12 protein-coding genes are annotated in these 12,491 nt (G+C 60.7%); 5 read left to right on the top strand and 7 right to left on the bottom strand.

Going from position 1 to position 12,491, the window contains the following annotated elements:
• Positions 1 to 8 precede the first annotated feature (8 nt).
• On the top strand, positions 9 to 1,907 hold the full coding sequence (gene cysN, locus KVQ82_RS25500) for a sulfate adenylyltransferase subunit CysN (protein WP_145597394.1): 1,899 nt from the start codon (positions 9 to 11) through the stop codon (positions 1,905 to 1,907).
• 640 nt (positions 1,908 to 2,547) lie between these two features.
• On the opposite strand, the gene KVQ82_RS25495 is transcribed toward cysN, so the two are convergent.
• Genes KVQ82_RS25495 through KVQ82_RS25485 form a run of 3 tightly spaced genes read right to left on the bottom strand, consistent with a single transcriptional unit; the run spans position 2,548 to position 5,940 of the window.
• Positions 2,548 to 3,453: an acyltransferase gene (locus KVQ82_RS25495; protein WP_222016522.1), complete on the bottom strand. Its 906-nt coding sequence runs from the start codon at positions 3,451 to 3,453 to the stop codon at positions 2,548 to 2,550.
• The gene (gene pta, locus KVQ82_RS25490) at positions 3,454 to 5,553 is read right to left on the bottom strand and encodes a phosphate acetyltransferase (protein ID WP_041073921.1); all 2,100 of its coding nucleotides are present in this window, start codon (positions 5,551 to 5,553) and stop codon (positions 3,454 to 3,456) included. It abuts the gene before it with no gap.
• A gap of 60 nt (positions 5,554 to 5,613) precedes the next feature.
• Entirely contained in the window at positions 5,614 to 5,940 is a 327-nt protein-coding gene (locus KVQ82_RS25485; protein ID WP_198758924.1) for a DUF3565 domain-containing protein, read from the bottom strand.
• Here KVQ82_RS25485 and KVQ82_RS25480 point away from each other — a divergent pair.
• From KVQ82_RS25480 to KVQ82_RS25470, 3 genes are all read left to right on the top strand, one after another.
• Positions 5,909 to 6,394, top strand: coding sequence for a peptidylprolyl isomerase (locus tag KVQ82_RS25480; protein WP_007968032.1), 486 nt, complete (start codon positions 5,909 to 5,911; stop codon positions 6,392 to 6,394). The two genes, KVQ82_RS25485 and KVQ82_RS25480, sit on opposite strands and share 32 nt — an antisense overlap.
• Before the next feature lie 122 nt (positions 6,395 to 6,516).
• Complete coding sequence (locus KVQ82_RS25475; RefSeq protein WP_108181693.1) at positions 6,517 to 6,999, top strand: glutathione peroxidase; 483 nt, start codon at positions 6,517 to 6,519, stop codon at positions 6,997 to 6,999.
• Positions 7,000 to 7,199: 200 nt separating this feature from the next.
• Positions 7,200 to 8,303 carry an NADH:flavin oxidoreductase gene (locus tag KVQ82_RS25470; protein WP_222016519.1) on the top strand — a complete coding sequence of 368 codons (1,104 nt, stop codon included), beginning with the start codon at positions 7,200 to 7,202 and terminating at the stop codon, positions 8,301 to 8,303.
• Between the two features lie 135 nt (positions 8,304 to 8,438).
• Here KVQ82_RS25470 and KVQ82_RS25465 read toward each other — a convergent pair whose 3' ends face one another.
• Positions 8,439 to 9,638: a glycosyltransferase family 1 protein gene (locus KVQ82_RS25465; RefSeq protein WP_086793799.1), complete on the bottom strand. Its 1,200-nt coding sequence runs from the start codon at positions 9,636 to 9,638 to the stop codon at positions 8,439 to 8,441.
• A 54-nt stretch (positions 9,639 to 9,692) separates the two neighbouring features.
• Entirely contained in the window at positions 9,693 to 10,445 is a 753-nt protein-coding gene (gene cysZ / locus KVQ82_RS25460; RefSeq protein ID WP_108181696.1) for a sulfate transporter CysZ, read from the bottom strand.
• Positions 10,446 to 10,756: 311 nt separating this feature from the next.
• Here cysZ and trxB point away from each other — a divergent pair, with 311 nt between their 5' ends.
• The gene (trxB, locus tag KVQ82_RS25455) at positions 10,757 to 11,719 is read left to right on the top strand and encodes a thioredoxin-disulfide reductase (RefSeq protein WP_003221727.1); all 963 of its coding nucleotides are present in this window, start codon (positions 10,757 to 10,759) and stop codon (positions 11,717 to 11,719) included.
• Positions 11,720 to 11,845: 126 nt separating this feature from the next.
• Here trxB and KVQ82_RS25450 read toward each other — a convergent pair whose 3' ends face one another.
• Positions 11,846 to 12,184 (bottom strand): HopJ type III effector protein, encoded by a 339-nt coding sequence (locus tag KVQ82_RS25450; protein WP_222016517.1) that lies wholly within the window; start codon positions 12,182 to 12,184, stop codon positions 11,846 to 11,848.
• Complete coding sequence (locus KVQ82_RS25445; RefSeq protein ID WP_007968038.1) at positions 12,177 to 12,473, bottom strand: DUF1244 domain-containing protein; 297 nt, start codon at positions 12,471 to 12,473, stop codon at positions 12,177 to 12,179. Before KVQ82_RS25445 ends, KVQ82_RS25450 begins: the two co-directional genes overlap by 8 nt.
• Between the last annotated feature and the right edge of the window lie 18 nt (positions 12,474 to 12,491).

The raw sequence follows: 12,491 nt of genomic DNA, 5'->3' as shown, positions 1-12,491 counted from the left end.
GGGTTGTCATGTCGCACGCATCTGATTTGATCAGCGAGGACATCCTCGCCTACCTGGGCCAGCACGAACGTAAAGAGCTGCTGCGCTTTTTGACCTGCGGTAACGTCGACGACGGCAAAAGCACCCTGATCGGGCGCCTGCTGCACGACTCCAAGATGATCTACGAAGATCATCTGGAAGCCATCACCCGCGATTCGAAGAAAGTCGGCACCACCGGTGACGACATCGACCTGGCATTGCTGGTCGACGGCCTGCAGGCCGAGCGTGAGCAGGGCATCACCATCGATGTCGCCTACCGCTACTTCTCCACCGCCAAGCGCAAATTCATCATCGCCGACACCCCCGGCCATGAGCAGTACACCCGCAACATGGCCACCGGTGCATCCACCTGTGACCTGGCGATCATCCTGGTCGATGCCCGTTACGGCGTGCAGACCCAGACCCGTCGCCACAGCTTCATCGCCTCGTTGCTCGGCATCAAGCACATCGTTGTCGCCATCAACAAGATGGACTTGAAAGACTTTGATGAAGGTGTGTTCGAGTCGATCAAGGCCGACTACCTGAAGTTCGCCGAAGGCTTGAAGATGAAGCCGACCAGCATGCACTTCGTGCCGATGTCTGCTCTCAAGGGCGACAACGTGGTGAACAAGTCCGAGCGCTCGCCTTGGTACAAAGGTCAGTCGCTGATGGAAATTCTCGAGACCGTGGAAGTGGCGGGTGATCGCAACTTCACCGATCTGCGCTTCCCGGTGCAATACGTCAACCGTCCGAACCTGAACTTCCGCGGCTTCGCCGGCACCCTCGCCAGCGGGATCGTGCACAAGGGCGACGAAGTGGTGGTGCTGCCGTCGGGCAAGAGCAGCCGCGTCAAATCCATCGTCACCTTCGAAGGTGAACTGGAGCAGGCCGGTCCTGGTCAAGCGGTGACGCTGACCATGGAAGACGAAATCGACATCTCCCGTGGCGACTTGCTGGTGCATGCCGACAACGTGCCGCCGGTCACCGACAGCTTCGAAGCGATGCTGGTGTGGATGGCTGAAGAGCCGATGCTGCCGGGCAAGAAATACGACATCAAACGCGCCACCAGTTACGTGCCGGGCTCGATTGCCAGCATCGTCAACAAGGTCGACGTCAACACCCTCGAAGAAGGTTCGGCGAGCGCGTTGCAGCTCAACGAAATCGGCAAGGTGAAGATCGCGCTCGACGCGCCGATCGCCCTCGACGGTTACGACAGCAACCGCACCACCGGTGCGTTCATCGTCATCGACCGTTTGACCAACGGCACCGTTGGCGCCGGCATGATCGTCGCTCAGCCACTGAGCCACGGCACGGCCACCCACCACGGCAAACTGGCCCACGTTGCTACCGAAGAACGTGCTCAGCGCTTTGGCCAGCAACCGGCGACCGTGCTGTTCAGCGGCCTGTCGGGCGCGGGCAAGAGCACGCTGGCCTATGCGGTCGAGCGCAAGTTGTTCGACATGGGCCGTGCGGTGTTTGTGCTGGATGGTCAGAATCTGCGTCACGACCTCAACAAGGGCTTGCCACATGACCGTGCCGGTCGCACCGAGAACTGGCGGCGTGCTGCGCACGTGGCGCGTCAGTTCAACGAGGCTGGTCTGTTGACCCTGGCGGCGTTTGTTGCGCCGAGTGCTGAAGGTCGCGAGCAGGCCAAGGAGCTGATCGGCAAGGAGCGTCTGCTGACGGTTTATGTGCAGGCCTCGCCGGCGGTGTGTGCCGAGCGTGATCCGCAGGGCTTGTATGCTGCGGGTGGCGATAATATTCCGGGTGAGTCCTTCCCGTATGACGTGCCGCTGAATGCTGATCTGGTGATCGACACGCAGTCGCTGTCGCTGGAAGAGAGCGTCAAGCAGGTGTTGGATCTGCTGCGCAAGCGTGGCGCGATTTAAGCGTTAGCCGGAAATGAAAGGCCCGCGGATGAGTGATCATCGGCGGGTTTTTTGTTGGCTGCGATTTTTGCGCGAGCTCATTCCACTGTGGGAGCTGGCTTGCCAGCGATGGCGCCCTTATAGGCGACCATGCTCTGTCTGGCTGAGTGAATATCCGTTTCTTCGGGTGCTGCGGCTGACGGTTTCGCCCTTACGGCGACTCACTTTTTTTACAAACGCCTAAAAAAAGTAAGCAAAAAAAGGCTTGCTCCTGCGTGCGGCCCACTCGCTGAGGCTCGGGGTCCCTTCGCTCCGGGTTTGATCCGGGGGCAGCGCCTACGGTTTGCTTCGCTGCACCTCCTCTCGCTGTGTTTGGCTGCGCCAAACGGTCGCTGCGCTCCCACCCCCGGATCAATCCCTCCGCTCAGCCTTCCGACGTCGCCCGTAGATCAAGATCAAAAGCTGCAGCCGAGCTTGCGCTCATCCTGGAGTGGGGCGGCTGCGCCGCGTGCGGGTTGTACTTATCTTCCCTGTAGGAGCTGCCGCAGGCTGCGATCTTTTGATCTATTGTGGGAGCTGGCTTGCCAGCGATGGCGGTGTGTCATTCACCAATGTTGCTTGCTGATCTCCGCCATCGCCGGCATGTCGGCTCCCACCAGATTCACTGTCGGTTCGGGAGTTCGCGGTGCATCTGTTCCAGCAGCGCATCCTTGTCCTGCCACAGCTGATTGATCCAGCCCTGAAACTGCAGACGGTATTCGCCGTCCTGGTCGTAGTTCTTGCCGATGAAGGCCGGCGGGATTTTCAGTTCTTCAAAGTGCACCACCACGTCGCGCACATTGCCGCACAGCAGATCCCAGAAACCCGGCCGTCCGCCCGGATAGTGGATGGTCACGTTGACGATCGATTCCAGCTGTTCTCCCATTGCGTCCAGCACAAAGGCGATGCCGCCAGCCTTGGGCTTGAGCAGGTACTTGAACGGTGATTGCTGCTGAGCGTGCTTGCCTTCGGTGAAGCGTGTGCCTTCGACGAAGTTGAAAATCCCCACCGGGTTGTCGCGAAACTTCGCGCAGGTCTTGCGCGTGGTTTCCAGGTCTTTGCCTTTCTTCTCCGGGTGTTTTTCCAGATAGGCCTTGGAGTAGCGTTTCATGAACGGAAATCCCAGCGCCCACCACGCCAGGCCAATCACCGGGACCCAGATCAGCTCCTGCTTGAGGAAGAATTTCAGCGGCTGGATGCGCCGGTTGAGCACGTATTGCAGCACTAGGATGTCGACCCAGCTCTGGTGGTTGCTGGTGATCAAATACGAGTGTTTGTAATCCAGGCCTTGCAAGCCGCTGATGTGCCAGCGGGTGCGGCGTACCAGGTTCATCCAGCCCTTGTTGTTACTGATCCAGGCTTCGTGGGTGTGGCTCATCAGCCACCGTGAGGCGCGGCGGGCGAGGTCGAAGGGCAGCACTTTGATCAACGCCACGCAGAACAGGAACGAGCACAGCAGAATCGTATTGAGCGCCAACAGCAGCGCGGCGATCACGCCGCGAATCGGGGCGGGCAGGAAGTCCAGCATTTACACATCCATAGGTCGGTTGGCGGCTTGAATCGCGGTCAGGGCGATGGTGTAGACGATGTCGTCGACCTGCGCGCCGCGCGGCAGGTCGTTCACCGGTTTGCGCAGACCTTGCAGCATCGGGCCGAGGCTGACGCAGTCGGCACTGCGCTGCACGGCTTTGTGGGTGGTGTTGCCGGTGTTCAGGTCGGGGAACACGAACACCGTGGCGCGGCCAGCCACCTGGCTGTTGGGCGCCAGTTGCCGGGCCACATCGGCGTTGGCAGCGGCGTCGTATTGCAGCGGCCCGTCGATCAGCAGCGAGTGCTGTTGCTCGTGGGCGAGCAGGGTGGCTTCGCGGACTTTCTCGACTTCTTCGCCGCTGGCCGACTCGCCGCTGGAGTAACTGATCATCGCCACGCGCGGGGTGATGCCGAAGGCCGCTGCCGAGTCGGCGCTTTGCAGGGCGATCTCGGCCAGCTCAGTTGCGCTTGGGTGCGGATTCATCACGCAGTCGCCGTAGACCAGCACTTCTTCGGGGAACAGCATGAAGAACACTGAAGACACCAGCGTGCAGCCCGGCGCGGTCTTGATCAGTTGCAGCGCTGGGCGGATGGTGTTGGCGGTGGTGTTGATCACTCCCGACACCAGACCGTCGACTTCATCCAGCGCAAGCATCATGGTGCCAATGACCACGGTGTCTTCCAGTTGCTGTTCGGCCATCGGCGCGTTGAGGCTTTTGCTTTTGCGCAGGGCGACCATCGGTTCGATATAACGCTCGCGGATCAGATCCGGATCGAGAATCTCCAGCCCCGGCGGCAGCTCGATGCCCTGAGCGCGGGCCACGGCTTCAACGTCCGCCGGTTTGGCCAGCAACACGCAACGGGCGATACCGCGCTCCTGACAGATCGCCGCCGCTTGCACGGTGAGCGGCTCGCTGCCTTCGGGCAGGACGATGCGCTTGTTCGCCGACTGCGCTCGTTGAATCAGTTGATAGCGGAATACTGCGGGTGACAGGCGCATTTCCCGTGGGGTGCCGCAACGCTGGTGCAGCCACTTGGCGTCGAGATGGCTGGCGACGAAGTCGGTGATGATCTCCGCGCGCTCGCGGTCATCAATGGGGATTTCCTTGTTCAGGCCATTGAGCAGGTTGGCGGTGTCGTAGGAGCCGGTGCTCACCGACAATACCGGCAGACCGGCCTGCAACGCGCCACGGCACAAGTCCATGATGCGTGGATCGGGCAGGGTGTCACTGGTCAGCAACAGCCCGGCCAATGGCACGCCGTTGAGCGCCGCAAGGCTGACCGCAAGAATGATGTCGTCGCGGTCGCCCGGGGTTACCACCAGCACGCCGGGTTTGAGCAGCTCCACGGTGTTGCGCATGGTGCGCGCGCAGATGATGATTTTGGTCATGCGCCGGGTTTCATAGTCGCCGGCGTTGAGCACCTGTGCGCCCATCAGGTCAGCGACGTCGCGGGTGCGCGGTGCGTTGAGCTCGGGCTGGAACGGAATGCAGCCGAGCAGGCGGAAGTCACCGCTGCGCAGCAACGGCGAATGCTCCTTCAAGCGCGTGGCGAAGGCCTCCATGCTCTCGTCGGTCTTGACCTTGTTGAGGATCACGCCGAGGACTTTCGGGTCTTTCGGACCGCCGAACAATTGCGCCTGCAATTCCACGCGGCCGGAGAGTTCGGCGAGCACTTCGTTTTCCGGGGCCGAGACCAGAATTACCTCGGCATCAAGGCTTTTGGCCAGGTGCAAATTGACCCGCGCCGCATAACTGGCGCTGCGGGTCGGCACCATGCCTTCGACCACCAGCACGTCCTTGCCGACAGCCGCTTGCTGATACAGGGCGATGATTTCTTCGAGCAGCTCATCGAGCTGACCGTCGCCGAGCATTCGCTCGACGTGGGCCAGGCCCAGTGGTTGCGGCGGTTTCAGGCCGTGGGTGCGCGCCACCAGTTCGGTGGAACGCTCGGGGCCGGTGTCGCCCGGGTGCGGCTGGGCAATCGGTTTGAAGAAGCCGACTTTCAGTCCGGCCCGCTCCAGGGTACGCACCAGCCCTAGGCTGATGGAGGTCAGACCCACGCCAAAATCGGTGGGCGCGATAAAAAAAGTTTGCATGCGGATTCTCTAAGGGTGCATGGCAAGGGTGGCGATCTATACGTGACCGCCTACCGAAATTCAGTCGCCAAGGTTATCGCTAACCGAGCCTTGTGCGCACCAACCGCAGGCAAAGGGTTGGCCTATTTTTTCAATACGTTGCGCCGGGTCAAGGACCCAGGCGCGCGATTGCCATGGCGGCTGATGACGCAAGTGCTGGGTGTGGCCACAGGAAAGCTCGACGACCCAATGAGTGTCCTCGTCCTGATGGAAGCCGGTGATCGTCGAAACCCGTTTGTCCGGGTTGTGTTCGCTTTCGCGCGATTGCTTCGCTAAACTTGGCCTTTCTATATTCTTATGCAAAAGGTCTCGCCCCATGCTGATCGCCGCCAATAAGGCTGTCTCCATCGACTATACCCTGACCAACGACGCTGGTGAGGTCATCGACAGCTCCGCCGGCGGCGCTCCGCTGGTCTACCTGCAAGGCGCAGGCAACATCATCCCGGGCCTGGAAAAAGCGCTGGAAGGCAAGGCTGTTGGTGACGAGCTGGAAGTTTCCGTTGAGCCGGAAGACGCTTACGGCGAATACGCTGCCGAACTGGTCAGCACCCTGAGCCGCAGCATGTTCGAAGGCGTTGACGAGCTGGAAGTCGGCATGCAGTTCCACGCTTCGGCGCCGGACGGCCAGATGCAGATCGTGACCATCCGTGACCTGGACGGCGACGACGTCACCGTTGACGGTAACCACCCACTGGCCGGTCAGCGTCTGAACTTCAAAGTGAAGGTCGTTGCTATCCGTGACGCCAGCCAGGAAGAAGTCGCTCATGGTCACGTCCATGGCGAAGGTGGCCATCACCACTGATTTTCTGCGCTAAGCTTCGAGTACTGGAGAGGCGCCTGCGGGCGCCTTTTTAGTCCGCGGCTGTCCTTGGTGGCCTCGCCAAGTGGCTGTTTCGAGTAGAACACGGGAATCTGGAGTCCGTCATGAGTGCTTTTCACGACCTTAAGTTGACAGCCCTGGATGGTCAGGAGCTACCGTTGGCGCCTTTCAAGGGCCAAGTCGTGCTGGTGGTCAACGTCGCCTCCAAATGCGGCTTGACCCCACAGTACGCGGCACTGGAAAACCTCTACCAGCAATTCAAGGGCAAAGGCTTCAGTGTGCTGGGCCTGCCGTGCAACCAGTTTGCCGGCCAGGAACCAGGCACGGAGCAGGAAATCCAGGAATTCTGCAGCCTGAACTATGGCGTGACGTTCCCGTTGTCGAGCAAGCTTGAAGTCAACGGTCACGAGCGGCACCAGCTGTACCGCTTGCTGGCGGGCGAGGGCGCGGAGTTTCCCGGGGATATCACCTGGAACTTCGAGAAGTTTCTGCTCGGCAAGGACGGCCGGGTGCTGGCGCGGTTCTTGCCGCGTACGGCGCCGGATGATCCGACCATCGTTCACGCGATTGAAAAAGCGCTGGGCTGAACCAGCAAGATCAAAAGATCGCAGCCTGCGGCAGCTCCTACACGTCATCGAGTTATCGAATAATTGTAGGAGCTGCCGCAGGCTGCGATCTTTTGCTTTGTGTCTTTTGATCCTTGATCACTCAAATCAATAATGCTGTTCAAGGCTTGCAACTCTCCATATTATCGCCGTCATAAAGTCATTCCCTGTGGAGCCTTCCAATGCCGGTGCAAGCCCTGTTCAAACCGTTCCATCTCGGTGCCCTCGAACTGCCGACCCGCGTGGTCATGGCGCCAATGACCCGCTCATTTTCCCCGGGTGGCGTGCCCAATTCCAAAGTGATCGAGTACTACCGTCGCCGCGCTGCGGCTGGTGTCGGTCTGATCATCACCGAAGGCACCACGGTCGGTCACGTCGCCTCCAACGGCTATCCGAACGTGCCGCAGTTCTTCGGTGAAGCGCCACTGGCCGGCTGGAAAAAAGTGGTCGACGCGGTGCATGCCGAGGGCGGCAAGATTGTTCCGCAACTGTGGCATGTCGGCAGCGTGCGCCGTATCGGCACCGAGCCGGACGCCAGCGTGCCGGGTTACGGCCCGACGGAAAAACTCAAGGACGGTCAGGTCGTGGTGCACGGCATGACCAAACAGGACATTCAAGACGTGATCGCCGCATTCGCCCAGGCCGCCAAAGATGCCAAAAGCATCGGCATGGACGGCGTGGAAATCCACGGTGCCCACGGTTACCTGATCGACCAGTTCTTCTGGGAAGGCAGCAATCAGCGCAGCGACGAATACGGCGGCAGCCTCGCCAACCGCTCGCGTTTCGCCATCGAATTGATTCAAGCGGTGCGCGCCGCCGTCGGCGAAGGCTTCCCGATCATCTTCCGATTCTCGCAGTGGAAGCAGCAGGATTACACCGCGCGTCTGGTACAAACGCCCGAGGCGCTGGGCGAGTTCCTCAAGCCGTTGGCAGACGCTGGCGTGGATATTTTCCACTGCTCGACGCGGCGTTTCTGGGAGCCCGAGTTCGACGGTTCCGAGCTGAACCTGGCCGGCTGGACACGCAAGCTGACCGGCAAACCGACCATTACCGTCGGCAGCGTCGGCCTGGACGGCGAGTTCCTGCAGTTCATGGTCAACACCGACAAGGTCGCGCAACCGGCCAGTCTGGAAAAACTGCTGGAGCGTCTGAACAACGACGAGTTCGACTTGGTGGCGGTGGGCCGTGCGCTGCTGGTGGATCCGGACTGGGCACTGAAAGTCCGTGAAGGGCGTGAGCAGGACATTCTGCCGTTCAGCCGTGAGGCGTTGATGACGCTGGTTTAAGCGGCGCTCAAACTGATGCTATCGCTGGCAAGCCAGCTCCCACAGGTATTGCGGGTGTTCACAAAAATTGTGTTCACCGCAGCCCCTTGTGGGAGCTGGCTTGCCAGCGATGGCGGCTTCAAAATCAGCAAAGATCTAAGGCAATGTCTGCGCATTCGGCAGCACCTGCTCCCGCAGACACGCCCCACGCAAATGCTTTTCAAATTGCTCGATGATCGCCGCCCAGCCTTGGCGACTGGCATGCTGACGCGCATTCAGGCGCACGCAGCGCAACCGCTCATCTTCTTCCAGCAGCCAAGCCGCCGCATCGCAAAACGCCTCTTCATCACCCGGCATCGCCAGCACACCGTTGTAGCCGTGGCGAATATGCTGCGCTGCCGCTGCCTGATCGTACGCCACCACCCCCAGTCCTGAAGCCAATGCTTCGAGCACCACATTACCGAAGGTTTCGGTCATGCTCGGGAACAGAAAAATATCCCCCGAGGCATAGTGCGCCGCCAGCGCTTCGCCGCGCTGTGAACCACAGAAAATCGCCTCAGGCAGCTCTTTTTCCAGCGCAAGCCGTTGTGGGCCGTCGCCGACCACAATCAGCTTCAGGTTGCGCTGTGGATAAGTGCTGCGGAGTTTATCGAAGCAGCGCTTGAGCAGGCCCAGGTTCTTCTCCGTGGCCAGACGTCCTACGTGAATCACCGCGATGTCCTGCTCGCTCAGGCCCCATTGCTCACGCAACCCGTTCAGGCGCCTGGCCGGGTGAAACAACTGGCTGTCCACGCCTCTGGAGAGCAGGGCGAGGCGGTCGAAATGCCGGCGCTCCAGTTCCAGACGCTGACTGACGCTCGGCACCAGGGTCATCGACGAGCGATTGTGGAACCAGCGCAGATAATGCGTCAGCAAGCGCGTCAGCAAACCCAGCCCGTACTGATGGGTGTACTGCTGGAAATTGGTATGAAAACCGCTGACCACCGAGATCCCCAGGCGCCGCGCCGCCCGCAAGGCTGACAAGCCGAGCGGACCTTCTGTGGCGATGTACAGCACGTCCGGGCGATGACGCTGCCAGCGCCGCAGCAGCTTGTGCATCGACGACTGACCCCATTGCAACCCCGGATAACCCGGCAACGGCCAGCCCCGGCACAACAGCAAGGCATCGTCCTCGACACGCTGTGGATCGCCCGCCTGGCGCGGTCGTACCAGTTCCACTTGATGCCCACGCGCGCGCAAGCCATCGCACAAGCGACCAAGGGTATTGGCCACCCCGTTGATTTCCGGTGGGAAGGTTTCGCTGATCAAAGTGATATGCAGAGCTGTCGTCATGACCTCAGTGTCGGCTGAGGCCATGTCGTGCCTGTGACGTTCGGATGATGGATTTGTGACTGGCGGTCTGTGAGCGGCTCAGCGCTGTGCGACAAGGTTCTCCGCGCCGCGCTCACGTACCCAGAACAAGGTCGCGCCGGCAACGGCGGCCGGCATCATCAGGATGTTGACCACCGGAATCAGCAGCGCCAGGTAGACGATTCCGCCAAAACTCATGCTCTGCCAGCGCTTCTGGCGCAGCCAGGCGAGCATTTCGTTCCAGCCCAGTTTGTGGTTGTCCGCCGGGTAGTCGATGTACTGGATCGCCATCATCCACACGCCGAACAGCAGCCACAGCGGTGCGGCGACGATATTGACCACCGGGATGAACGAGAGAATGAACAGGCCGATTGCTCGCGGCAGGAAGTAGCCGAGTTTGCGCATTTCCCGGGCGAGGGTGCGCGGGATCATCGCGATCAGTTCGCCCCAGCTGAAGGCCGGGAAATCATCGGTGCCGCGCACCACCACTTCGACTTTTTCCGCGAGGAAGCCGTTGAACGGCGCCGCGATCACGTTGGCCAGCATGGTAAAGGTGAAGAACACCATCAACGCCACCAGCACCACGAACAGCGGCCACAGGATGTAGCTGAGAAAACTCAGCCAGTCGGGTAGCGACGGCATCAGGCTGTCGACCCACAGGCTGAACTGATGGCCGGCCAGATAGATCAATCCGACGAACAGCACCAGATTGATCGCCAGCGGCAGCAGCACGAACAGGCGCAGGCCCGGGCTGAGAACCAGTTTGAGGCCTTCGCGCAGGTATTGCGGGCCGGACAGAACGGGGGCGGGCATAAGGGGCTCCGAGCAAGGGAAAACGCGCCGACCTTACCGACTTTGCAACGGGTGCGAAAGCGCGGCAGAGCGATCGACATTCACTGTAACAAAGACGTCGATCCGGTCGGAGTCTGCGCATAGAGACCACCTATGAGCTGGATTGTTAATCCGTATTTCCTTAATCTTGCCCCCCTCGATACGCTGCACCCAACTTTTTACAGGACTGTCGAGCTCATGCCTTCCCCAAGGTTATCCACAGTCCTTTTTTATTCCCGCCGGCAGTCCGGCGTTCCGCGCCAGTGTTTCGGCCCGGTCAACAGGAGCAGGTCATGTCTGAAGTCCGTCATTCGCGAGTGATTATTCTCGGTTCCGGCCCTGCCGGTTACAGCGCTGCGGTCTACGCCGCCCGTGCCAACCTCAAGCCACTGCTGATCACCGGCATGCAGGCTGGCGGTCAGCTGACCACCACCACTGAAGTCGATAACTGGCCGGGCGACGTCCACGGCCTGACTGGTCCGGCGCTGATGGAGCGCATGCGCGAGCACGCCGAGCGGTTTGAAACCGAGATCGTTTTCGATCACATCAACGCCGTGGACTTCGCCGCCAAGCCGTACACCCTGACCGGTGACAGCGCGACCTACACCTGCGACGCGCTGATCATTGCTACCGGTGCCAGCGCACGTTACCTGGGCCTGCCGTCGGAAGAAGCGTTCATGGGCAAAGGCGTTTCGGCCTGCGCGACCTGCGACGGTTTCTTCTACCGCAACAAGCCAGTGGCTGTGGTCGGCGGCGGCAACACCGCTGTTGAAGAAGCACTGTACCTGGCGAACATCGCCAGCACCGTGACCCTGATCCACCGTCGCGAAACCTTCCGCGCCGAGAAGATCCTGATCGACAAGCTCAACGCCCGTGTGGCCGAAGGCAAGATCATCCTCAAGTTGAACGCCAACCTCGACGAAGTGCTGGGCGACAACATGGGTGTGACCGGTGCGCGCCTGAAAAACAACGACGGCAGCTTCGACGAAATCAAGGTCGACGGCGTGTTTATCGCGATCGGCCACACTCCGAACACTTCGCTGTTCGAAGGCCAGTTGACCCTCAAGGACGGTTACCTGGTGGTGCAGGGCGGCCGTGACGGCAACGCCACTGCTACCAGCGTCGAAGGCATCTTCGCTGCCGGCGACGTGGCTGACCACGTTTACCGTCAGGCCATCACTTCGGCCGGCGCCGGCTGCATGGCGGCACTGGACACCGAGCGTTACCTGGACGGTCTGCAGAACGCTTCGTTCTAAGACCGCAGGTACAAAAAAACCGGCTTCGGCCGGTTTTTTTATGAGAGTCAAAAGATCGCAGCCTGCGGCAGCTCCTACAGGGATCAGTGTAGGAGCTGCCGCAGGCTGCGATCTTTTGATCTTGAATCAGCGGCGGGTCAGCGGCTGTGCTTCGAACTTCACACCGGCCAGGCCGTGCTTGATCAGTGCACGGATATTGCCGTGGTCACTGCCTCCAGGCGTCGCCAGCACCGAGCGGTAATGCTCGCCGAATGCCAGCAGCGCTTCTTCATCGCTCAAGCCTTCCAGCAGTGCCAGACCCAGGGTCTTGCACGAACCTTCGTTCTGCCCGGCAGCGTTTTCCACGCCACCATTGTTGAACGCTTGCGGCTGGTAGTCATAACCGGCAGCGATGAACGCCAGGGTATCGGCGAAAGCGTGTTCGCCGCTGTTGAGGCTGGCGCGCAGGGTGTTCAGATCACTCATTGGGTTTTCCTTTGGCGAACGCCGCCTGTTGTTCGGCGCTGGCTTCTTGCTGGTATTGGGCTTTCCATTCGGCGTACGGCATGCCGTAAACCACTTCGCGGGCGTCATCGAGGCTGACCTCGATCTGACGGTCATCGGCGGCGGCCTTGTACCACTTGGACAGGCAGTTGCGGCAGAACCCGGCAAGGTTCATCAGGTCGATGTTCTGCACGTCCTTGCGGCTGTCCAGATGGGCGACCAGCCGGCGGAAGGCGGCGGCTTCGAGTTCGAGGCGTTGTTGCTCGGTCATGATGGGCTCTGTGCAGTC

Origin of the sequence: Pseudomonas sp. AO-1 (genome assembly GCF_019775695.1) — a bacterium.
In the GTDB taxonomy this organism is placed as follows: domain Bacteria; phylum Pseudomonadota; class Gammaproteobacteria; order Pseudomonadales; family Pseudomonadaceae; genus Aquipseudomonas; species Aquipseudomonas parakoreensis.
This window is presented reverse-complemented; position numbering and strand designations above follow the sequence as displayed.